General features: G+C 47.4%; 23 protein-coding genes and 1 pseudogene. 13 read left to right on the top strand and 11 right to left on the bottom strand.

The window, feature by feature from the left end; genetic code table 11:
• The first annotated feature begins 13 nt into the window (after positions 1-13).
• From recO to rarD, 3 genes are read left to right on the top strand one after another with little or no spacing between them, the layout of a single operon-like run.
• On the top strand, positions 14-607 hold the full coding sequence (gene recO / locus Q1V74_RS06375; RefSeq protein ID WP_260649790.1) for a DNA repair protein RecO: 594 nt from the start codon (positions 14-16) through the stop codon (positions 605-607).
• A complete protein-coding gene (locus Q1V74_RS06370) occupies positions 594-1,190 on the top strand; it encodes a PIN domain-containing protein (protein WP_300647550.1) in 597 nt (198 codons plus the stop codon). The genes recO and Q1V74_RS06370 overlap by 14 nt, the downstream gene beginning before the upstream one ends.
• A gap of 36 nt (positions 1,191-1,226) precedes the next feature.
• On the top strand, positions 1,227-2,126 hold the full coding sequence (rarD, locus tag Q1V74_RS06365; RefSeq protein WP_260649786.1) for an EamA family transporter RarD: 900 nt from the start codon (positions 1,227-1,229) through the stop codon (positions 2,124-2,126).
• A 42-nt stretch (positions 2,127-2,168) separates the two neighbouring features.
• Here the strand turns inward: rarD and Q1V74_RS06360 are convergent, their stop codons facing one another.
• From Q1V74_RS06360 to Q1V74_RS06350, 3 genes are all read right to left on the bottom strand, one after another.
• Positions 2,169-2,873, bottom strand: coding sequence for a Bax inhibitor-1/YccA family protein (locus Q1V74_RS06360; RefSeq protein ID WP_260649785.1), 705 nt, complete (start codon positions 2,871-2,873; stop codon positions 2,169-2,171).
• Between the two features lie 76 nt (positions 2,874-2,949).
• Positions 2,950-3,390, bottom strand: a complete 441-nt coding sequence (locus Q1V74_RS06355; protein ID WP_300647549.1) for a DNA polymerase III subunit chi — start codon at positions 3,388-3,390, stop codon at positions 2,950-2,952.
• Between the two features lie 3 nt (positions 3,391-3,393).
• Positions 3,394-4,887, bottom strand: a complete 1,494-nt coding sequence (locus tag Q1V74_RS06350; RefSeq protein WP_300647548.1) for a leucyl aminopeptidase — start codon at positions 4,885-4,887, stop codon at positions 3,394-3,396.
• 55 nt (positions 4,888-4,942) lie between these two features.
• On the opposite strand from Q1V74_RS06350, the gene lptF reads away from it, so the two are divergent.
• The 3 genes from lptF to Q1V74_RS06335 all read left to right on the top strand — a co-directional run bounded on the left by lptF (position 4,943) and on the right by Q1V74_RS06335 (position 7,545).
• Positions 4,943-6,058, top strand: a complete 1,116-nt coding sequence (gene lptF / locus Q1V74_RS06345) for an LPS export ABC transporter permease LptF (RefSeq protein ID WP_300647547.1) — start codon at positions 4,943-4,945, stop codon at positions 6,056-6,058.
• 83 nt (positions 6,059-6,141) lie between these two features.
• Complete coding sequence (locus tag Q1V74_RS06340; protein ID WP_300647546.1) at positions 6,142-7,083, top strand: CysB family HTH-type transcriptional regulator; 942 nt, start codon at positions 6,142-6,144, stop codon at positions 7,081-7,083.
• Between the two features lie 138 nt (positions 7,084-7,221).
• Positions 7,222-7,545 carry a DUF2325 domain-containing protein gene (locus Q1V74_RS06335; protein ID WP_260649777.1) on the top strand — a complete coding sequence of 108 codons (324 nt, stop codon included), beginning with the start codon at positions 7,222-7,224 and terminating at the stop codon, positions 7,543-7,545.
• Between the two features lie 46 nt (positions 7,546-7,591).
• On the opposite strand, the gene Q1V74_RS06330 is transcribed toward Q1V74_RS06335, so the two are convergent.
• Positions 7,592-8,221, bottom strand: a complete 630-nt coding sequence (locus Q1V74_RS06330; protein WP_300647545.1) for a C40 family peptidase — start codon at positions 8,219-8,221, stop codon at positions 7,592-7,594.
• 421 nt (positions 8,222-8,642) lie between these two features.
• Entirely contained in the window at positions 8,643-10,289 is a 1,647-nt protein-coding gene (locus tag Q1V74_RS06325; protein WP_300647544.1) for an electron transfer flavoprotein-ubiquinone oxidoreductase, read from the bottom strand.
• Positions 10,290-10,561: 272 nt separating this feature from the next.
• On the opposite strand from Q1V74_RS06325, the gene Q1V74_RS06320 reads away from it, so the two are divergent.
• The 7 genes from Q1V74_RS06320 to ftsB all read left to right on the top strand — a co-directional run bounded on the left by Q1V74_RS06320 (position 10,562) and on the right by ftsB (position 18,145).
• Positions 10,562-11,254: a CoA transferase subunit A gene (locus Q1V74_RS06320; RefSeq protein WP_260650869.1), complete on the top strand. Its 693-nt coding sequence runs from the start codon at positions 10,562-10,564 to the stop codon at positions 11,252-11,254.
• 9 nt (positions 11,255-11,263) lie between these two features.
• Positions 11,264-11,917, top strand: coding sequence for a 3-oxoacid CoA-transferase subunit B (locus tag Q1V74_RS06315; RefSeq protein ID WP_300647543.1), 654 nt, complete (start codon positions 11,264-11,266; stop codon positions 11,915-11,917).
• Between the two features lie 62 nt (positions 11,918-11,979).
• Positions 11,980-13,791 (top strand): aminopeptidase P family protein, encoded by a 1,812-nt coding sequence (locus tag Q1V74_RS06310; RefSeq protein WP_300647542.1) that lies wholly within the window; start codon positions 11,980-11,982, stop codon positions 13,789-13,791.
• 67 nt (positions 13,792-13,858) lie between these two features.
• On the top strand, positions 13,859-15,511 hold the full coding sequence (locus Q1V74_RS06305) for a CTP synthase (protein ID WP_300647541.1): 1,653 nt from the start codon (positions 13,859-13,861) through the stop codon (positions 15,509-15,511).
• Positions 15,512-15,556: 45 nt separating this feature from the next.
• The gene (gene kdsA, locus Q1V74_RS06300) at positions 15,557-16,399 is read left to right on the top strand and encodes a 3-deoxy-8-phosphooctulonate synthase (protein ID WP_300647553.1); all 843 of its coding nucleotides are present in this window, start codon (positions 15,557-15,559) and stop codon (positions 16,397-16,399) included.
• 122 nt (positions 16,400-16,521) lie between these two features.
• Positions 16,522-17,808, top strand: a complete 1,287-nt coding sequence (gene eno, locus Q1V74_RS06295; protein ID WP_260650874.1) for a phosphopyruvate hydratase — start codon at positions 16,522-16,524, stop codon at positions 17,806-17,808.
• Between the two features lie 55 nt (positions 17,809-17,863).
• A complete protein-coding gene (gene ftsB / locus Q1V74_RS06290; protein WP_260650875.1) occupies positions 17,864-18,145 on the top strand; it encodes a cell division protein FtsB in 282 nt (93 codons plus the stop codon).
• Here ftsB and Q1V74_RS06285 read toward each other — a convergent pair.
• The 6 genes and pseudogenes from Q1V74_RS06285 to Q1V74_RS06260 form a co-directional block, all read right to left on the bottom strand.
• A complete protein-coding gene (locus Q1V74_RS06285) occupies positions 18,142-18,831 on the bottom strand; it encodes a hypothetical protein (protein ID WP_300647540.1) in 690 nt (229 codons plus the stop codon). The genes ftsB and Q1V74_RS06285 overlap by 4 nt on opposite strands.
• Before the next feature lie 111 nt (positions 18,832-18,942).
• Positions 18,943-19,860: an Hsp33 family molecular chaperone HslO gene (locus Q1V74_RS06280; protein ID WP_260650878.1), complete on the bottom strand. Its 918-nt coding sequence runs from the start codon at positions 19,858-19,860 to the stop codon at positions 18,943-18,945.
• Positions 19,861-19,882: 22 nt separating this feature from the next.
• Positions 19,883-20,401, bottom strand: coding sequence for an RDD family protein (locus Q1V74_RS06275; protein WP_300647539.1), 519 nt, complete (start codon positions 20,399-20,401; stop codon positions 19,883-19,885).
• An 83-nt stretch (positions 20,402-20,484) separates the two neighbouring features.
• The gene (locus tag Q1V74_RS06270; RefSeq protein ID WP_260650881.1) at positions 20,485-20,622 is read right to left on the bottom strand and encodes a hypothetical protein; all 138 of its coding nucleotides are present in this window, start codon (positions 20,620-20,622) and stop codon (positions 20,485-20,487) included.
• Between the two features lie 74 nt (positions 20,623-20,696).
• Positions 20,697-22,139: pseudogene (locus Q1V74_RS06265) on the bottom strand (THUMP domain-containing protein).
• A gap of 5 nt (positions 22,140-22,144) precedes the next feature.
• On the bottom strand, positions 22,145-22,567 hold the full coding sequence (locus Q1V74_RS06260; protein WP_300647552.1) for a CopD family protein: 423 nt from the start codon (positions 22,565-22,567) through the stop codon (positions 22,145-22,147).
• Between the last annotated feature and the right edge of the window lie 19 nt (positions 22,568-22,586).

The following is a 22,586-nucleotide window of genomic DNA, read 5'->3' as shown; positions in this document are numbered from 1 at the left end:
CGTGAACTAGGGCATGAGTAAAAGGCAGCGAGTTAACGAAGCCGCCAGTTATCTTTTACATGCGACGCCCTGGAAAGAAAGCTCGCTCATTGCTCAAATGTTCAGTCGTGATTATGGGATCGTATCACTGGTGGCTAAAGGTGCTAAGAGACCTTATTCGGCGCTAAAGCCAGTATTATTAAATTTTCAACCACTGCTTTTGTCTTGGAGCGGTAGTAACGAGGTAAAAACCCTAACGCGAGCCGAATTAGCTGGCTTACACCCTATATCGGGGCGCGCGTTGATGTCAGCGTGGTATATGAATGAGCTTATATTACGCCTTTTACCCAAAGAAGACCCCCACCCAAACTTGTTTGATCAGTATCGACAAGCGCTAACACAGTTGGCTCAGGGGCAACTTACCGCTGCGACGATTTTACGCGAGTTTGAGTGGGTGCTTTTACAAGAAACCGGCTATGGGCTTGATGAAGCCATGCCGGATTTTTTCGATCTGGAGCAGGAGCCCGTGCTTCGACAACGCTTACGCGAACGGATTGATTATCTGCTGGGTAGACCCTTGCGTACGCGCACTGTGCTAATGGAGTTACAAGAATATGGGCGCGGTTAGTCCTTTGCATGGGATGGTGGTGCTAGACACATGCATATTGATTTCAAATGTATTGCGTTATCTGTGTTTTGCTCTTGCTAAGCAGGGGTTATATCAGCCAATTTGGAGCGCCAAAATTCGAGATGAGTGGTTACGTAATGCTTCACGCCTATGGTCAGTACCGGTTGAGCAACTAGCGTTGGATTGGGATGAGTGGGAGCATCAGTATCCGCTTGCGGATCAAGGCATAGTGAAGGCGTGGGAGCAGGGGTTGCAATATAGTGACCCTAAAGATTGGCATGTGATTGCAGCGGCACGTGCAGCACAAGCCCGTTTTAAAACGCGTTATGTGCATGTGCTCACGCGTAATAGCAAAGATTTTAATCGTAGTGAATTACGCCGGCTGGCCTTAAATCGTTGGGAGCCAGATGGTTTTTTATGTGTGCTGTGGGATGAGGGGGGCGCGGACTGGAGTAAGCTGTTGGAGGCTATGCCTGCTGCGGTGACGGCGCCGGATAAACCATTGCTTTCAGTGACAGCGTTACTCAAGCGCGAGCGTTTGTTTAATTTGGCCAAACGCTATGAAAGTAGAGAAAACACGTGATCTGGATAGGATAATTTTTAAGTAGACGGAGCCATTATGGGGCAGGGCATTGCTTTTTCAGTCAGCGCTTCTTTTTTGTTTGCGGTTATTTATTATTATGCCACCGTGCTTGAGCCGCTAACAGGGGGAGAGGTCTTTGCGTGGCGTATTGTATTAGGGATTCCTGCGCTGGCTTTAGTGATCACACAGCTAAAGCGCTGGGATGAGGTCAAAGCAGTCACACACCAAGTGCTTACTGATTTTCGGTTTTTTTTATGGCTGCTATTGAGCGCGGTGTTGTTTGGTACACAAACGTGGCTATTTGTTTGGGCTCCCTTACATCAAAAGGCGTTGGACGTTTCTTTAGGCTATTTTCTATTGCCTTTGATTATGGTGCTGGTGGGACGGATTTTTTATCAGGAAAAGCTAAGCGCATGGCAGTGGTTAGCGGTGGCGTGTGCTGCTGCTGGGGTATTGCATGAGTTTTGGCGTGTGTACTCATTTTCGTGGGCAACGGCATTGGTGGCATTTGGTTATCCACCGTATTTTATGTTGCGGCGTTATTTGCGGATAGGGGCTTTAACCTCGCTTTGGTTTGATTTTCTCTTTCTACTCCTTCCCGCATTCTATGTATTGTTGTCTCAAGAAGTGACGTTGGCACAACGATTTTTGGAGCAGCCGCGCTTTTTTTGGCAAGTACCATTATTTGGTCTGATTAGCTCCATTGCTTTAGTTGGCTATCTAAGCGCAAGTCGTTTGCTGCCTTTAGGGGTTTTTGGTTTATTAGGGTATGTAGAGCCGATCTTGTTATTTTGGGTGGCTTTTTTGCTTTTGGATGAGCCAATCGCTGCGCAAGAGTGGTGGACCTATATTCCGATTTGGACGGCGGTGGCGCTGATGACGGCTGAAGGGGTTTGGCGGGTTTACCAAGACAGTCGTGCAGGAAGATTAAAATAAAAAATATCGCAGCGTGATGCTGCGATATCGAGAAGTGAAAATTTAGTCGCGATCGCCGCCTAACACACCTAATAACATCAATAGGTTACTAAAAATATTATAAAGGCTGAGATACACGGCAAGGGTGGCGCTAATGTAGTTGGTTTCGCCACCGTTAATGATACGCTGCAAATCGACCAGTAGAAAAGCAGAGAAAATACCGATCGCCATCACAGATAGGGTGAGCATCAAGGCTGGGATCTGTAAAAAGATATTGGCCAGTGATGCCACAATGAGAATAACAGCACCGATAAACAGGAATTTTTGCATACCGCTAAAATCACGTTTTGTGGTGCTAGCAATAACTGACATGGTGCCAAATACTGCGGCGGTTCCACCAAAGGCCAACATAATGAGTTGACCGCCATTGCCCATACCCAGCACAAACCCGAGCAGGCGAGAGAGCATGATCCCCATAAAAAAGGTAAATGCTAAAAGTAGCCCCACACCGGTGGCACGGTTTTTATTGCGTTCAATTAAAAACATCATGCCAAAAGCACCCGCTAAAAAGACAATAGCGCTTAAGCCAGGGCTAGAGCCAAAGACTTGGGTAATACCCGTTTTTAGGCCTAGCCAGGCACCTAAGACGGTAGGGATCATGGAGATCGCTAATAATAGGTAGGTATTGCGTAAGACGCGATGACGTACAGCTAACTGTTGGGTTTGACCCAAGCTAGAGGGAGAAAGATCAGGACGAGATGTATTCATAAACGTTCCTTTACCGCAAAATAGATAATAGCTAAAGAATAGCTGACAAATAGCTGACGAATCAAGTCTAAGTCGCCTATGAGTAATTGAGCTTATGCCCGCGTACGTCGTAGTTTAGCTGCTGATATTGACGCCATCGTTGCCGTGCAGCTTGCCTGTCTTTTTCATTTTCAGAAACGATCTCTAATATACGCTGAAAGGGCGTAGGTAGAGGCGGACAAGAGGGAGCGAGATTCAGTAGCCATGCTGCGTCAGCAGGGCTTTGTGGATGGGGTTGTGGCGGTTGAGTACTTAACCAAATAGGGGTTTGTGGGGCAAGAGGATCATCCACAAAGACATGGGGAATAAAGGCGGTGGGCTCAAACCCCCACAACATACGATCAAAGCGTTGTAGTTCGCGTAGTTCGGGATGGTAGATAATCAGTTTGCGCCCAGCTAAGTAGTGTTTGCGCACCACATCGCAAGCGGTGCGCAAACGGTTGGGCGCGCCGAAAGCAAAATCGACGCGAGTTGTCATGGTTTAAGCATTTACGGTTTGGTTAATTAGGTACTGGACAAGCAAGGGCACAGGACGGCCTGTTGCGCCTTTGTTTGCTCCACTATTCCAAGCGGTACCAGCAATATCTAAATGCGCCCAAGCGTAGTTTTCGGTAAAGCGAGCCAAAAAGCATGCCGCTGTAATTGAACCCGCACCGGGGGTGCCAATGTTTGCAATATCAGCAAAATTAGATTTCAGTTTGGCTTGGTACTCGTCAGAAATAGGTAGCTGCCACACGCTATCGTTAGCTTGCTGGCTTGCTTCTTTAAGCTGTTCAGCAAGCGCATCATCGTTACTGAAAAGACCGCTATTGATATCGCCCAGAGCCACAACGCAAGCACCGGTCAAGGTGGCAATATTGATCACAGAAGCGGGTTTAAAGCGCTCGGCATAGGTTAAGGCATCACATAGTACGAGACGTCCTTCGGCATCGGTGTTGAGAATCTCAATGGTTTTGCCAGCCATGGAGGTGACGACATCACCGGGCTTGTTGGCTTTGCCGCTAGGTAGGTTTTCGCAAGCCGCAATAATACCAATGATTTCACGGTTGAGTCCTAGTTCGGCCACAGCACGCATGGAGCCCAACACACTGGCTGCGCCCCCCATGTCGTATTTCATTTCGTCCATGTTGGCGGCAGGTTTTAAGGAAATCCCGCCCGCATCAAAAGTTAAGCCCTTGCCGACTAAGACCAAAGGGGCTTCATCGGTGCTGTTCGCTGGGGTGTGTTTTATCACAATAAAAACGGGGGGTTCATCGGAGCCTTTAGCCACCGATAAGAAAGCACCCATTTTTAAGGCTTCGATCTGTTTGCGTTCTAAGACTTCGACTTTGATCGAGTCAAACTCATCGGCGAGTTTTTTCGCGGTATTGGCCAAATAGGTGGGGGTGCAGATATTGGGTGGTAGATCCGCCAATAGGCGAGTAAGGCTCACCCCATTCGCTATGGCTTGGCCTTGGCTCAGGCCGGTTTGTGCTTCGGCTGCCTGCGTTGGCGCGCACCAAAGCGAAAACTGAGCAATAGCTTGGCTTTGGTTCTTTTTTGATAAGGTGGCATCGTAGTGGTAGTTAGCGGCCCCAACAGCTTGTGCCGCGGCTCGGGCTCGGTCTGTTAGGGTGTTGTCTGTTGTATCAATGCTGGCAAGGGTGGAGACCGCCTCGGTAAGCGAAGCCGATTTACAATAGTTGGCAAAGGTATTTTCGGCAGCAGCATGCGCTTTGGCGTTATACTTTTTTTGTTCTCCTAAGCCAATTAAAACCACACGCTTGGCTTGTACACCTGGCAGCTGGCGTAAAACCAAATGGGTTTTAGCATCGGCTTTGAATTCATGAGCGAGTACCTCACGCAGGGCTCCTGCGCTGGCTTGGTCGATTTGCTCAGCGGCTGGGCTTAATTTTTGCTCTTTAAATACACCTACCGCCAGGGCTTCTGTTTGAATTTGGGCTAAATCTGTTGTTGTTTGTGTGCTAAATTCCATAATCATTCCCTAAAAAATTGGCGAATTGCCACGATACCTGTCTATTGTCTCATATATGTCTTTATTTAAACGCACCGTTATTTCTGAAATACTCAGTCATGCTGGGGTTGTTTTGTCTACACTGCTTATTGTATGGCTAAGTGTATTGCTCGTGCGCTTATTGGGCGAGGCCGCAGGTGGAAGCATCGGGCCCGAGGTTGTGTTGAGTTTAGCCGTCTTTTCGAGTTTAACGGCCTTACCGGTTATTTTAACGGTTTCTTTATTCATTGCCGTGTTGAGTACTGTAACCCGCAGCTACCGTGAATCAGAGATGGTGGTGTGGTTTACCAGTGGCTTATCCCTACGAGACTGGGTGCGTCCGGTTTTATTTTGTGTGGTGCCAGTGGCGTTGCTGATTTTGTTGCTGACGTTTTATGCTTCACCTTGGGCATATCGCCAAATGTCAGAATATAGACAACGCTATGAGTTACGTTCTGATTTAAGCAAGGTCACCGTCGGACAGTTTATTGAAACTGAAAACGGGCAACGGGTATTTTTTACTGAGTCCCCTGAGTCTGCCGATGACGAGCTTGGCAAAGTCGTGGCACGAGTCATCGATGAAAATGGTTGGGTGAGTGTTATCACCGCAGATAGCGCGCATGTAGAAACACAAGCCAATGAAGATCGGTTTTTAGTGTTAAGCCAAGGCCAGCGTTATGATGTGCGCCCCGATGATGCACAATTGCGGCTCGTGCATTTTGAAAACTATGGGGTACGCTTGGAAAGTAAAGACGATCAAAGTCACCCCGATACCATTCGCGCTAAAGCAGAGCAACAGATCAAAGGCCGACCAACCGAGCAGTTAATACAGGATCAAACAGATAAAGCGCGGGCACAGATTATGTGGCGTTTAGCGATGCCGTTGGCTATTTTAAACTTATGTTTGTTAGCCATACCGCTAGGAGCGGTTAATCCACGTTTAGGTAAATCGGGTGATGTATTATTTGCTGGGCTGATTGGTTTGTTGTATATGAACCTGATCAACTTATCACGGGGCTGGATTGCGAATGGGGTGCTCGATATGTGGCTTGGTGGGCTAGGCGTGCATGCGGTATTTTTTGGTTTTATGCTGTGGATGTTTTGGTTACGTTTACGAATAAAAGCACCTAAAAATACAGTGAAATCTAGTTAAAAAAACAGTAAGCATATAGCTAAATTGCATAAAGTTTTATATCTATATTCTATATAATAAGATGATAACTAGGGGGATTTGATATGAATCTACAGCAATTTCGCTTTGTGCGCGAAACCATTCGGCAAAACTTTAATTTAACCGATGCCGCTCGATCGTTGTTTACCTCTCAGCCTGGTGTCTCTAAAGCCATTATCGAGTTAGAGGACGAGTTGGGGATACAAATTTTTGAGCGCCATGGTAAACGTCTTAAAGGCTTGACTAAGCCTGGGGCAGCTGTGGCTGAAGTCATTGATCGTATTATGCGCGAAGTGGATAACTTGCGTCGTGTGAGTGATGATTTTGCGCGCCATGACGAAGGCGCTTTAGTTATTGGCTGTACCCATGCGCAAGCGCGTTATTTATTGCCCAAAGTCATTCCGGCGTTTCGAGAGCGTTTCCCTAAAGTTCATATGTCCTTAGCTGAGGGCAGTCCTCCGGTTTTAGCGCAAATGGTTTTGCATGAAAAAGCGGATCTAGCCATTGCGACGGAAACCTTATCTCAAACCCCTGGCCTGATCACGTTACCTGTCTATTCTTGGCAGCATACGGTGGTGGTGCGACCAGACCATCCTTTAGCTGACTTGCCTTCTAATCGTGCCGAAGCGTTAAGCCTAACCGAGCTGGCTAAATACCCCATTGTTACCTATGACCACGCTTTTTCTGGTAGAACGGCGATTGATGAGGCTTTTGCTAACGAGGGCCTAACCCCGGACATTGTATTAGAAGCTATTGATGCAGATGTGATCAAAACATATGTTGATGTAGGGTTGGGTATTGGTATTATTGCTGGAATGGCATTTGACCCGCGCCGTGATAAAGGCTTGGTGGGGCTGCCGGCTGGCCACTTGTTTGGTACACATCAGACAAGAGTCGCCGTTAAAGAGGGCATGTTTATCCGCGATTATTTGTATGTATTGCTGGAAATGCTTAACCCAGACTTAGGGCGCGATGTGATTGAAGCCGCGCTTAACGAAAATAATTAATAACAATTTAGAGCACAGCCCAATCAGCGCTGTGCTTTTTTATGCTGATTTGGTCTACGCTTATTCGTATAAGATCGTTTGACAATCTAAATGAGAATGATTATCATTTAGTTGAAATCAACCAGTGGAGACTTTGTTATGTCACAACGTATCAGTGCTGTTATTGTAGGAGCAGATCGTCTGGGGAATATTCCAGCGTTGTTAAATACACATAACATAAAAATAAAACAACATATTAGCGGCAGAGAACCCTCACACCAGAAAAAAAACTTGGCTTTGCCCTCGGGTACAGAGCTATTGATTTTGTTGACTGATTTTCTTGGACATAATGTGATGAAGGCATTTCGATCTGCGGCGCAACGGGGTGGGGTAAAGGTGGTTGCGTGCCGTCGGTCTGTGTGTAGTGTCAAGGCGGCATTAACTCAAGAGGGATTCTGTGAGGATTGCCCCTATAAAAAGTAAGCGTAAATCATAAAAAAAAGCCGCTCGAATTTGAGCGGCTTTTTTATTATTTTGCGCTGGCTAAGCGACGAGCGCCGTTATAGCGTTTTTTCCAGTAATTGATATTCATGTCCTCGATACGAACTACGGAGCCGGTGCTGGGAGCATGTACAAACTTGTTGTCGCCTAAATATATACCAACATGGGAGAAACGTTGGCCACTGGTATTGAAAAAGACCAAATCTCCTTTTTGTAGCTCATGGCGTTTGATGCTTTGACCAAGACGTGCCATTTCGGCCGAGCGGCGAGGAAGCTTAAGCCCCAAGGATTTTTCTGCTACATAGCTGACCAAACCGCTGCAATCAAAACCACTGGATGGGGCGCTGCCACCAAAACGGTATTTCACACCTAAATAATTTAATGCGGTAGATGCAAGACCGTGATTGCCTTTGGGGCTGTGATCGGTAGCAGTATGAGCACTATAGGTGGTGATGACATCGGTTTTACCACGGTTAGCGAGGTAAGCGCCGAGCGGGTCGGATTGGGTTTCGTAGGCGTATTCTTGGTTGAGTTGATCAAGAAGAGCTTGAGCATCGGCGGTGTCGGGGCCTTGGGTTGTGGCACAACCAGTTAAAAATGCTATAGCACATGCGATCCCAATACGCGCGGGCGAGAGTAAACGTGATAATGAGGACATAATTTGTTATTTGTTATGGCTTGCTAATGTGGGTGAGATCACAACTAAGATAACAGGAGATGATGACAAAATCGGGTAACTATCCCCTGAAATCTAGCAAATTGAACAACATCAAGCTAGAAGTTTACCTAAGCGGTTAAGGAAGGTAAACCGTAAAAGCCCGCGCTGTATAAGAATACAGTGGTTTAAGAAGGCATGGAGGATCACATTAAAAAATGGTTTTTAGCAAAGATAGATTGCCATAGGTATTTTTTTAAGAAAAATCACGATTTCATAGATATAAAAATGGTTATTGAGTAAGAATTAGGAGGATTGCAACAAAATGATGTGAATGGTATCAAAAAGCCATGTTGTTTTTTTGCAGCAATTAGATAATGGAGAAAAAAAGCCCCACTATGAAGTGGGGCGGGCTGTAAATTATTTACATACCTGAGTAGACAGGACCTTCGCCTCCTTGAGGGGGTACCCACACAATATTCTGAGTAGGGTCTTTGATATCACAGGTTTTGCAATGCACGCAGTTCTGTGCATTGATTTGTAGCTGGTCGGCACCAGTATCGTCTTTAATGAACTCATAGACACCGGCAGGACAGTAACGGCTTTCTGGGCCGGCGTATTCAGCTAAGTTAACACGTACCGGAACACTGGAGTCTTTAAGGGTAAGATGGATAGGTTCATCTTCTTCGTGGTTCGTGTTGGACAAATAAACGGAGCTCAGCCGGTCAAAGGTTAAGACGCCGTCGGGTTTAGGATAATCGATGGGGGCACACATAGCCGCAGGCTGTAGGTAAGCATAGTCAGGCTTGGTGTTTTTAAGTGACCAAGGCATTTTACCTTTAAAAATCAATTGCTCTATACCTGTCATTAAGGTGCCAACAGTACGTCCTTTTTTGAACCACTGCTTAAAATTACGAGCCTTGTTTAATTCATCATATAGCCAAGAGCGTTCAAAAGCATGGGGGTAGGCATTGAGCTCATCCTGTTGGCGACCAGAGCGGATCGCTTCAAAGGCGGCTTCTGCTGCTAACATGCCGCTTTTAATCGCAGCGTGGCTCCCCTTAATGCGGGAAGCATTTAAAAACCCAGCTTCACAGCCAACCATAGCGCCACCTGGAAATACGAACTTAGGCAAAGCCAACAGCCCACCCGCGGTTAAAGAGCGGGCACCGTAAGCGATCCGTTTGGCGCCCTCAAACGTGGGGCGAATGGCGGGGTGAGTTTTATAACGCTGAAACTCTTCAAATGGGGATAACCACGGGTTGGCATAATCCAAGCCTACTACTAAACCTACGGCTACTAGGTTGTTATCTAAGTGGTATAAGAATGCGCCACCATAGGTGTCGGGGTCTAATGGCCAGCCGGCAGTGTGCATGACTAAACCGGGTTGAGCGCGTGAAGGATCAATTTCCCAGAGCTCTTTGATACCAATGGCGTAGCTTTGGGCGTTTCTCCCTGCATCGAGTTTGTATTTTTCGATAAGTTGCCGACCTAAGTGACCGCGAGAGCCTTCTGCAAAAATAGTGTATTTAGCCAAAAGCTCCATACCCGGTTGGTAGTCGGGCTTATGAGAGCCATCGCGGGCAACCCCCATATCTCCCGTGACAATGCCTCGTACCGCGCCATCATCGGTGTAGAGCACTTCAGCGGCAGCAAATCCTGGGAAAATGTCGACTTCTAGAGCCTCGGCTTGCTCTGCTAACCATTGAGCAACCTCGCCTAAGCGGACCACATAATTGCCTTCGTTTTTAAAACAGTCCGGTAACATCCATAAGGGAGTGCTACGAGCCTTGTCCTCGCTAAGGAAAAGAAACTGATCTTCGGTGACCGCTACGTGTAGCGGTGCGTTCTTCTCTTGCCAGTCGGGGATAAGTTCTGTCAAAGCGCGTGGGTCCATGACGGCGCCAGATAAAATATGGGCTCCTACCTCTGCTCCTTTTTCTAGCACACAGACGCTTAATTCTTGATTTTGCTCTGCGGCAAGTTGCTTTAGACGTATGGCGGTAGCAAGCCCCCCTGGCCCAGCCCCCACGATGACCACATCGTATTCCATCGATTCGCGTTCAGACATGGATAGTTTCTCCGTGATAGTTGTTGATTAGGCAGCGGCAATGAGGCTGCATAAGGAGTGAATGCTCTTAATTGTATGGCAGATCGGATTAAGGGATAGAAAATTGAGGGAATTCCCTTGTTATTTCCCCACTCAAACCTACGAGAGATCGCTATACTTATAACTAATCAGTTGTCTTTGCTCTTCTGTTGTAGCAGGAACAAAATAAGAAAACAATAATGACTCATGACGTATACTTTACGTTAACGTCAATTTTTATAGGAGCTGTCACTATGGATAAGGTATATGCCAGTGCGACCGAGGCCCTCAAAGACCTCGTGGCAGATGGACAAACCATTGGGGTTGGAGGTTTTGGGCTATGTGGTATTCCAGAGGCTCTGATCGCGGCACTGCGTGATTCGGGTGTAAAAGATTTGACGTGTGTTAGTAATAATGCTGGGGTAGATGGGTTTGGCTTAGGCTTATTGCTGGAAACCCGCCAGATTAAAAAAATGATTTCTTCCTATGTGGGGGAAAACAAAGAGTTTGAACGGCAATACCTTGCTGGCGAGCTTGAGTTAGAGTTTACCCCTCAGGGTACCTTAGCCGAACGCCTACGTGCTGGCGGAGCGGGTATTCCTGCTTTTTTTACGGCCACTGGGGTCGGAACCATTGTGGCAGAGGGCAAAGAGGTGCGCGAATTTGATGGTCAACAATACATCATGGAACGTGCTATTGTGCCGGATGTTTCTTTAGTTAAAGCACATATTGCCGATCGTAGCGGTAACCTGATTTTCCGTAAAACGGCTCGTAACTTTAACCCTAATATTGCGCAGGCTGGCAAGGTGACAGTGGTAGAAGTAGAGAAAATCGTGGAGGTGGGCGAATTAGATCCCGATCAGATTCATTTACCCGGTATTTTTGTTCACCGTATTGTTTTGAACGAAAACCCAGAAAAACGCATTGAGCAGCGTACCACACGATAGGAGGTAATCATGGCTTGGACTCGAGATCAAATGGCAGCCCGTGCGGCACAAGAACTACAAGATGGTTTTTACGTTAACCTGGGGATTGGTATGCCGACCATGGTAGCTAACCACGTGCCCGAGGGCATGCAGGTCTGGTTACAATCCGAAAACGGATTATTAGGTATTGGGCCTTTTCCGCGCGAGGACGAGGTAGATGCAGACCTAATCAACGCAGGCAAGCAAACTGTTACCACCTTGCCAGGCTCGTCTTTCTTTTCTTCGGCTGACTCCTTCGGCATGATTCGAGGTGGTAAAATTAATCTAGCCATCTTGGGGGCGATGCAGGTTTCTGAAAAAGGGGACCTTGCGAACTGGATGATCCCAGGCAAAATGGTTAAAGGCATGGGCGGCGCCATGGATTTGGTCGCTGGAGTGGGGCGAGTGGTGATTTTAATGGACCACGTGGCGCGTGCTAAAGACGGTACCGAATCCTTAAAAATCTTGCCCGAGTGTACTTTACCTTTAACCGGGGTGGGAGTAGTCGATTTAATTATTACTGATCTAGGGGTGATAGAGGTCACACCGAATGGATTAAAATTACTGGAGCTGGCCGATGGCGTGACGCTAGAGGAAATCCAATCCAAAACGGGTGTCCCTTTAGATGTGTCTGCAGTGGCCTAGATTGTTAATATAATCATGAAACAGGCACGCTGGGTCGTGCCTGTTTTCTTTTGGGGTAGTCAATGTCGGTTTATGATTCTCGTCTTCAGCAGTTGCGTCAGGCTATGCAACAAGCTGGAATTGATATCTATGTAATATTAAGCTCAGATCCGCACTTATCTGAATATCTGCCCGAATATTATCAAGCTCGTGCATGGTTAAGCGGCTTTACTGGCTCGGCAGGGTCGTTGGTGATTACAGCGGATTTTGCAGGGTTATGGACAGATAGCCGTTATTGGGTACAGGCGCAGCAAGATCTGGCGGGCACGGCGTTTATTTTGATGCCCTGGGGCGATCCACAAACCCCAGATATGCTGGAGTGGGTGGCGCAAACGGCACAAGCTGGGCAGGTCATAGGCATAGATAGTCAGGTGATGCCACAAAGCCAGTTTGCCCAATGGCAAAATATGGCGCAAGCCCATCAGTTATCCATACAGGGGCAATGGGATTTAATGACGTCGATTTGGGTGGATCGTCCCGCCTTGCCCCAAGCTCCTATTTATGTGCATGAGCCCCCGTTTGCGCTACGTGATGTAAAACAAAATATTCAACAAGTGCGTCAAGCAATGGCCGAGCAGCAGGTGCAGTCTCATTTGCTATCGAGCTTAGATGATGTGGCGTGGTTACTTAACTTACGTGGGCAGGATGTGCAATACAACCCCGTTTTTTTAGCCCATGTGTTATTTACTGAAGAGGCTGTGACCCTATTTGTTGATATGGCCAAAGTGTCTGCTAAAGTAGCTCATCATCTATATCAACATCAGGTTGATGTTCAGCCCTATACACACTTAGCACAAGCATTAGCCGCTTTACCTGAGCACAGTCGTTTATTAGTTGATCCTAATACTGTCACCGCAGGGGTATTGCAGCATGCAGCCCAAACGCAGTGGGTGTTCGCGCCTAATCCTTCTACTGGAATAAAAGCGTGTAAAACCCCTGCTGAGCTTGAGCATGTACGTCAGGTGATGGCGTATGATGGCGCTGCGTTATGTGCGTTTTTTGCGTGGTTTGAGGACACCGTCAAGCAGCGGCCTATAGCGGAAACGGAAATCCACGAACAAATCACAGCGGCACGTGCACAACAGCCACATTTTGTTAGCCCTAGTTTTGGCACGATTGCTGCTTTTGGTGCAAATGCAGCTATGCCGCATTATCAAGCCACAGAGCAAGCACATGACATGATCACTGGGAATGGTCTGTTATTGATTGACTCTGGGGGACAGTACTTGGGGGGAACAACTGATATTACGCGTGTTGTGCCTGTGGGTACGCCCACTCCAGAACAAAAGCGGGATTACACCTTAGTGTTAAAGGGGATGATTGCTTTATCCCAAGCCGTTTTTGCCAAAGGGGTTACTGGTCAGCAGCTTGATGTGATCGCGCGGATGCCATTATGGCAGGCAGGGGTGGATTTTGGTCATGGTACAGGTCATGGCGTGGGTTATTTTATGAATGTTCACGAGGGCCCCCAATCCATTTCTTGGCGGCGCCGGGCTGATGCCACTCCTGTGCCGATGCAACCCGGTATGATAACCTCTAATGAGCCCGGCCTTTATCGTGCCCAACAGTGGGGGATACGGATTGAAAACCTGATCGCTTGTGTGGAAAAAGAGCAAAACGACTTTGGTCATTTTTATGCTTTTGAGAGCCTAACACTTTGTCCCATTGATGTGCGTTGCATTGAGACCACGCTATTAAATTCTGCGGAAATCGATTGGTTAAATGCTTACCATAAACAGGTCTATGAGCGCTTGAAACCGTTGGTTTCCGGCTCGGCCTTACAGTGGTTAGAGCAAAACACTCAACCTTTAGCAACAACAAATTGTTCCAACTAAGGCGCGGTAAACGGTATAATTCAAATTTCCAGTTCTTGCCTGATTTGCATCAGGATTGTTATTCACAATGACCACCAAATACGTATTTGTCACCGGAGGTGTTGTATCCTCCCTAGGTAAAGGTATTGCAGCGGCCTCTTTAGCTGCCATCCTTGAGTCACGCGGATTACGTGTGACCATGCTCAAGCTTGATCCCTACATCAACGTTGATCCAGGTACCATGAGCCCATTTCAACACGGTGAGGTTTTTGTTACCGAAGACGGAGCAGAAACGGATTTAGACTTAGGGCACTATGAGCGTTTTATTTCAACGCGCATGCGTAAAGTTAATAACTTTACTACAGGCCAAATTTACGAATCGGTATTACGCAAAGAGCGACGCGGGGATTACCAAGGTAAAACCGTCCAAGTCATTCCTCACATTACAAACGAAATCCAAGACTTTATTGCGCGTGGCGCTAAAGCAGCTTACAACGGCGAAGCCGATGTGGCGATTGTGGAGATCGGTGGTACGGTAGGGGATATCGAATCCTTGCCCTTTCTAGAGGCAATTCGTCAAATGAGCTTGCGTCTAGGGCGCAATAATACCGCTTTGGTGCATTTGACCTTGGTGCCGTTTATTCCTTCTGCAGGGGAACTAAAAACCAAGCCCACTCAGCATTCGGTACAGAAGCTGCGTGAAATCGGTTTATACCCAGATGCGTTATTGTGTCGGGCAGATCGTGAAATTCCTGATGAGGAGCGCGCTAAGATCTCTTTATTTTCTAATGTACCGCTGGATGCGGTCATTTCGGTTAAAGACGCTGAAACGATTTATGAGATCCCTGCCATGTTACACAGTCAGGGGCTAGACAATTTAGTTTGTGACGCGTTGTCCTTGTCGCCACCTCCTGCTGATTTGACGATGTGGGATAATTTGGTTCATGCGCTGAAAAACCCAGAGCATGCAGTACGTATTGCCATGGTAGGTAAATACGTCGAGTTAACGGAGTCGTACAAATCTTTATCCGAAGCACTGACACACGCAGGTATTCATACGCGTACAGACGTACAAATTGAATATATCGATTCGGAAGATATCGAAAAGTCGGGGACAGGCGCATTGGATGGATTTGATGCTATTTTGGTGCCCGGGGGCTTTGGTAAGCGTGGTACCGAGGGCAAGATTCAAGCAATCCGTTATGCACGTGAAAACAAAATCCCTTATTTGGGCATTTGTTTAGGGATGCAACTAGCAGTAGTAGAGTTTGCGCGTCACGTGGCGGGTTTAGGCGGAGCAAACAGTACCGAGTTTGACCCATCTGCTGCTCATCCAGTTGTCGCCTTAATCACCGAATGGAAAGATCGCGAAGGTCGTGTTGAGCATCGTTCGGGTGATGAGGATTTAGGTGGCACAATGCGCAAAGGGGCTCAAGAATGCCCTGTTAAAGAGGGGACTCGTGCTTATGAGATCTATGGCCCGTGCGTTAATGAACGCCATCGCCATCGTTTCGAGGTCAACAATGTATATGTGCCGCGCCTCGAAGAGTCTGGCTTAGTGATTAGTGCTCGGACTCCTACCGAAAGCCTACCCGAAATCATGGAGCTGCCCGAGGCTAAGCACCCATGGTTTATGGGGGTGCAGTTTCATCCAGAGTTTACTTCCACACCGCGTGATGGGCACCCTTTATTTATTAGTTATATACAAGCGGCTTTAGCCCACAAAGCACAGTCTAAATAAATAAAATGCACCGCTTTGGCGGTGCATGTTTTTGTGAGAATGCCAATGGAGTTATGTGGTTTTCAGGTTGGGATCGACCAACCCTTTTTCTTAATAGCTGGCCCTTGTGTGATTGAGTCGCGTCAGATGGCTTTTGACACGGCGGGGTATTTAAAAGAAATCACCGATGAGCTTGGCATCCCTTTTATTTATAAAAGTTCTTTTGATAAAGCCAATCGTAGCTCCGTCGCCTCGTACCGCGGTCCTGGTATGCTCGAAGGTCTGCAGATTTTAGTCGATGTGCGAGAACATTTTGGGGTGCCAGTGCTAACTGATGTCCATGAAAAAGAGCAGGTGGATGATGTAGCGGCGGTGGTGGATGTATTGCAAACTCCTGCGTTTTTATGTCGTCAAACGGACTTTATTCAGGCTTGTGCTGCAACCCTAAAACCTGTCAATATCAAAAAAGGGCAGTTTTTAGCGCCTCAGGATATGAAAAATGTGGTGGATAAAGCCCGAGCCGCTGCGCTTGATGCGGGCGGAGACGGGGATACCATTATGGTTTGTGAGCGTGGGGCTTCTTTTGGTTATAACAACCTAGTGTCGGACATGCGTTCACTGGCTATTATGCGGGAAACCGGCTGCCCCGTTGTGTTTGATGCGACGCATTCTGTACAGTTGCCGGGAGGACAGGGGGATCGATCGGGGGGGCAGAGTGAGCTCGTGCCGGTGTTGGCTCGAGCCGCAGTGGCTGCTGGTGTAGCAGGGGTTTTTATGGAAACTCATCCGAACCCAGCGCAAGCCTTATCTGATGGGCCGAATGCAGTTCCCTTACAGCGTATGCATGCTTTATTAAGCCATCTTAAAGCCATTGATCAGGTGGTAAAAGCCCCAGGCGTATTGGATTAAGCCACCTATTATTGAACATAGGTTGTACAATAGGGACGATTTTTTATTGCAGAAAGAAGGGGTTAGCCCTTTATTTCTATTATTGATTAGCGTTATTGCTTCCATAGCAAGGACTACATTTCATGAGTGCTATTGTAGATATTATTGGTCGTGAGATTCTTGACTCGCGTGGTAACCCTACCGTTGAATGTGATGTGCTATTAGAGTCAGGTGCGATGGGGCGTGCCTCGGTACCTTCAGGTGCTTCCACTGGCATGCGTGAGGCCTTAGAACTACGTGATGGGGACAAATCCCGTTACTTAGGCAAAGGGGTGCTGCGTGCTGTAGAAAATATTAATACAGAAATTGCTGAAGCCTTAATTGGTTTAGATGCCCAAGAGCAGCATTTCATTGATCAGACCTTGATCGATTTAGATGGCACCGAAGATAAAAGTCGTTTGGGTGCAAACGCCATGTTGGCCGCCAGTATGGCTGTAGCGCGTGCAGCAGCAGATGATTCAGGTCTATCGCTGTATCGCTATTTTGGTGGTAGTGGCGCCATGCAAATGCCTGTGCCGATGATGAACGTGATCAACGGTGGGGCGCATGCCAATAATACCCTTGATTTACAAGAGTTCATGATCATGCCTATTGGCGCTAAAAGCTTCCGTGAAGCCTTGCGTATGGGGGCAGAGGTCTTTCACGCGTTAAAAGACTTAATTCATGCTCAGGGCATGTCCACAGCGGTAGGTGATGAGGGTGGTTTTGCGCCAAACGTGGAAAATCATGAAGCCGCTATTCAGCTAATTCTACAAGCTATTGATAAAGCCGGTTACGAGGCAGGTACACAAATTGCCTTGGCTTTAGACTGCGCAAGTTCCGAGTTTTATCGTGATGGTTTATACCATTTAGCTGGAGAGGGTGGCATTAGTTTAAACGCTTCCCAGCTGGTTGATTTGCTTGAAAGCTGGTGTGACAAATACCCCATCGTTTCTATTGAAGACGGCATGGCCGAAGACGACTGGGAAGGCTGGAAAATTCTTACTGATCGCTTAGGAAAAAAAGTACAGCTAGTCGGTGATGATTTATTTGTGACCAATACCAAAATCCTACGTGAAGGGATTGATCGTGGTATTGCTAACTCCATTTTGATTAAGATTAATCAGATTGGCACGTTGACAGAAACCTTTGCTGCCATTGAGCTGGCCAAGCGCTATGGTTATACCGCTGTGATTTCTCATCGTTCTGGGGAAACAGAAGACGCTACGATTGCCGATATTGCGGTAGCTACGAATGCCATGCAGATTAAAACCGGTTCGTTATCGCGCTCGGATCGCATGGCTAAATACAACCAGCTTTTGCGCATTGAAGAAGAGCTAACCGGTGTGGCGTCCTATCCTGGACGTGATGCTTTTTATAACTTGCGTTAACGCTCCACGAGGTTAAAGGGTTTGGTATTAAGCCAAACCCTTTATTATTTTTGTTATGCGTTTTATTTTTATTTTCTTAGTTGCGCTATTGGCTTTTTTTAATTACGAGCTGTGGTTCGGGAATAATGGCGTAGATAGAATTAAAGAATTACAAGAAAAAATACAAGTGCAGCAAGAGCTCAACGAGGCTGCTTTAGCTCGTAATAATGCGATGGCGGCAGAAGTGCACGATCTACGAGAGGGAACACAAGCGGTAGAGGAATTGGCACGTTTTGAGCAGGGAATGATTAAGCAAGGCGAGATTTTTGTGCAAATCATGTCGCCGAATACACCCTAGGGGGGTGCCTCGCAACAAAAGCTCCCATGACACTGCCAAGAGGGAGCGGTTTGCTCGTTGCTAGGCGGCAGCCAAGATCCTAAGGATGATGGGCTGCTGTAGGTGGGCATAGATGGTAAAGGTACAGTGTGAGGGGTTGTAGTCTGCGATGTTGAGTTTGATACTTGTGCCGATGCTGTGGCTTGGGTTGTATCGGATTGCATCGCGATGCGGATCTCGGTTTGAATAGGGATGAGCCCCTGTTGATAATAACTTTGATTGCTTGAAGAGTGAGCTAAGGCAAGGCGAACAAAGTGTCTAAGGACTGGGCTAAGGGGGCGATGCCCATAGGTAAGACGTAATACTAATGTGTTTTGATCAAAAATACGTGTATTACCCTGTTGATATTGTAATGCTTGATAGTTGAAAGACGCTGGGGTTGGAGCAAGAGTATAAGTGTAAATCTCCCAGTGCTCAGAAGGAGAAAAAGCCCAAGCAGGATGTTGCTGTAAGTGGTGTTTAAAAAGGGGGGTAATATGCTGGGGGTGAGCCGCTAATGTGGCTAATGAGCGCCCAGTATCTAAAAGAGCTGTATTAAGATATTGCCGTAAAAGCAGCCAGTGAGCGCTTTCTAGACCGGCTATAGCAAGAAAGCATAATAGTAATAAAGTAGCTGTGCTTTCAATAAGTGTAGCGCCAGATTGCATAGCAAGCGATATAAAATGGTTGTCGATACATGCAGTATGACAAGTCGCTAAGGCATAGACAATCTGTGGAGAATACGTAGAAATATCCCGCCATATAGGCGGGATTTTTAATTAATGCAGCGTGTTTTTGGTTTCTGGTTGGTCGCTTTGGGCAATAAATAATCGCGCACAATCCACAGGATCAAATTGGTAAGGTTTGCCACAAAAATGACAAGAGACTTCGATATGCTCTTGTTCGCTAAGAATTTGTTCAATTTCGGCAGTGCCTAACATGCGTAACATATCGGCGACGCGTTCACGCGTACAGGGGCAATGCCACTGTACGGGTATGGGGTCCAGTTTGAGTAGATCTTCTTGCCAAAAGAGGCGATGGATGAGTTCGTGAGCAGGTAGCTGTAAAAGCTCATCATTTTTAACGGTAGCGACAAGCTGCTTAGCGCGATCCCAACTGGGTTCCTCGGGCGCTTCGGTGCCCTCGATATGGCCACCTGTGCCAGGTAAGCGCTGTAGTAATAAGCCGTTGGCTTTGGTGCCGTCGGCAGCGAGAAAAATGCGTGTATCTAGTTGTTCGGAGTGCTGCATATAGTTTTCCAGCACTTCGGCAAAATTATCTCCATGCAGTGGCACGATACCCTGATAAGGTTTTAGGTCAGTGTGAGGTTTTGGTTCTAACACCACCATAAAGCGACCGTTATCGTAGGTATTGAGTAAATTTTGTAGATTTCCGTTTTCAGGAATAGCTACCCCTTCGCGTAAGCTGACAGTGGCGCGGATATGAAAGTCGGATGTGCACTCGACCACCATCAGAGCGATAGGGCCATCGCCTTGGGCTTGTAAGACCAGCGAACCATCAAGTTTTAGGTTACCAGCTAACAAAACCGCTGCTGCCGCAAGCTCACCTAAGAGATTGCGTACACAGTCAGGGTAATTTTGATGGGCTAATCCGGTTTGCCAAGCTGCACTGAGCTCAACCGTTTGCGCACGTGTTAGCTGATCAGCAAATACGTATTTATTTAATTGATCTGTCATAGTTTTGAAAGAAAAATGCGGGTTATGGTTGTAGATGGGGACGAATATCTACAATTCGAGTGCCCGCGATACGATCATGTAAAAATTGCTGGTCTTTATCGAACCATGTCCAAATAAAAATAGTGAACGGGGCAAACACGATAAGAAGGTTGGTGGAATAGTAACCGGTATAAGCCGCCATCATTTTGACTGCCAAAGCGAAAAGCAGAGGTAGGATCCACATAAGCACATAACGATAGAGCGCTTGGAACCAGCTTGGCTTGGAACCATCGGGCATTTGTAAACGTAAATGCCATGTTTTCATGGGCAAGGTTTGGCCTGTGCGCCGCCAAGCCAATAGAAAATACAGGCCGATGGCCATAAATAAAATGACTTGCCTTGCGGCACGCAAATGTAAAGCGTGGCGACTTTGTGTTAGGTAGTCAAAAACCAGTAGTACCCCAAAAATGAGACCAAAAAGCAAAACGCCCTCGTACATCATGCACGAAAATCGACGCCAGCGGGATGGGGTAGGTAAAGAGAAAGAGGCTTCAGCAGACATAGTGGGAATTATAATCGAAGTCACTATGTTTTAGGTACAGGAGACGGCAGAACCTAGGCGCTGAAGCCTAAAACGGAGAGGAATTAAGCGAATAAACGTTGCAGGAGACGTTTTAGGCTTTGTAGAGGACGAAGACGATTCTGTTGTTCTAAAGCCTGTTGGATTAAGCGACGTTCAAGGTCGTCGGATAAAGGTAGATCCTGCGTTTGTTGATAAAACATGATTTCCACACAAATGAAGTTAGGGTTAACCCTATTATAAGGGTTAACCCTAGTAATTTCAATGTGAGTGTGGTTTACCGGTTACTGGCGGGCACCATTTGGAAGTTAAATAAACGGCAGTCTAGCGGCCCGTTATACAGCGGATAACGTCGATTGGGTTTTAAGCGTAGCTTAGATGGAATATCTAGATCACTGGTGATGAGATTGACGCTCCAGCCGGCAAAATTCCGTTTTAAGTGGGCCGCCCATTGTTCCCAGAATTCGGTATCGGTTTCATCCAAACGTTCCCCATAGGGGGGGTTGGTAACGATCCAGCCTTGAGCGGCTAAGGGTTGGATAGCTAAAGCATTGCCTGTTTCAAAGCGGATGGTGTTGGGATGTAAATGGGCACGTGCCAAGTTTGCTTGGGCTGCTTCGATGGCTGCAGGGTTAATATCACATCCAACCAATGGGATTTCGATTTCAGCAGCAATATTCGCGCGTGCTTCGGCTTTCAGATCTTGCCAAGCTTTGGCATCGTGGTCACGCAAGCGCTCGAAATGAAAGGGCCGCCAAATTCCAGGGGGCGCACCAAGTGCAATCCAAGCCGCTTCGATAAGAATAGTACCACTACCGCAAAATGGATCAATCAGGGGGGCGTTGGGGTCCCAGTCTGACAAAGCCAGTAAACCTGCTGCTAGGTTTTCGCGCAAAGGGGCGTCCCCCTTATGGTGACGCCAGCCACGTTTAAATAAGGATTCGCCACTGCTATCAATGTATAAAGTGGCTGAGTCTTCGTTTAAGAACGCATGGACTTTGGCATCGGGGCGGACTGTGTCGATATCCGGACGCGCCCCTTCGCGATCACGCAAGCGATCACAAATCGCGTCTTTTACTCGTAGGTTGGCAAATTGTAGGCTTTGAAAGGGGCTACGTATGGCCGAGGTGTCAACACGTAAGGTCTGTTGTGGTCCAAACCAGTTCTCCCAAGGTGTTTGGTAGGCAAGCTCGTAAAGCTAATCTTCATTTTGAATTTTGGCATAGCTCATTTGCACTAAAATACGCGTTGCCAGTCGGGAATAGAGATTAGCGCGTAAAACATCCTGCCAGTCAGCAACGAAATGGCAGCCGGCTCGTCCTTGGCTGACTTGATCAAAGCCTAATGCTTGCAGCTCTACTGCTAAAGCTTCCTCTAGACCTTGCGGGCAAGGGGCAAACACGGGAAAGCGTCCATGGCGCTCAGCACTAAAGCGGGCTTGGATTTCAGGGCCTTGGACGGGAACAGGTTTGCGGGGCGCTGGAGGCGCTGGCCGCGTTGGTGCGTAGCCGGTAGGGGGGGTTGCCCGCTTGGTAACGCGTGCAAAGCGCTGAGGTGTTTTGGCGGCAGGGGTGGCAGGCGTAGTGGGAGTGTCTTCTTGACGTAAACGCTGCATTTGTTGTGCTTGCCGCGCGCGGGCACCAGAACGCACACGCCGGTCTTCATTGCTAGGCTGCGGTTTTTTTTTCAGCGTGAGCGTTTTTTTTGGGGTGGAAGTCATAGGGATTAAAAAGGTTTAAGAACCACAAGGATGAGGACAAGAAAGAGCATAAGCACGGGGATTTCGTTAAACCAACGGTAATACACATGAGAGCGTTGATTTTCCCCTGCTTTAAAACGTTGTAATAGGCGGCCACAGTACCAGTGATAAAGGGCAAGCCCAGCAACAAGTGTGATTTTGGCATGGATCCAACCCATGCCTTTACCTATGCCAAAATACAAATACAACCCAAAACCAGTGAGAATAGTCAGTATGGCTAAAGGCAGCATAAAACGGTAAAGGCGGTGCGCCATACCAGTTAGCACTTGCATCGTGGCCGTATCCTGTGGTTGTGCCATATTGACATAGATGCGGGGCAAGTAGAACAGCCCCGCAAACCAAGCGGTCACGAGTAGAATATGTAGAGCTTTAAGCCACAAAAATGCCATTAGTTTTGTCCACGTAGTT

The organism is Paenalcaligenes sp. (genome assembly GCF_030152715.1).
Lineage (GTDB): Bacteria > Pseudomonadota > Gammaproteobacteria > Burkholderiales > Burkholderiaceae_B > Paenalcaligenes > Paenalcaligenes hermetiae.
Note: the sequence above shows the minus strand (reverse complement) of the source record. Positions and strands in the feature narration are given on the sequence as shown.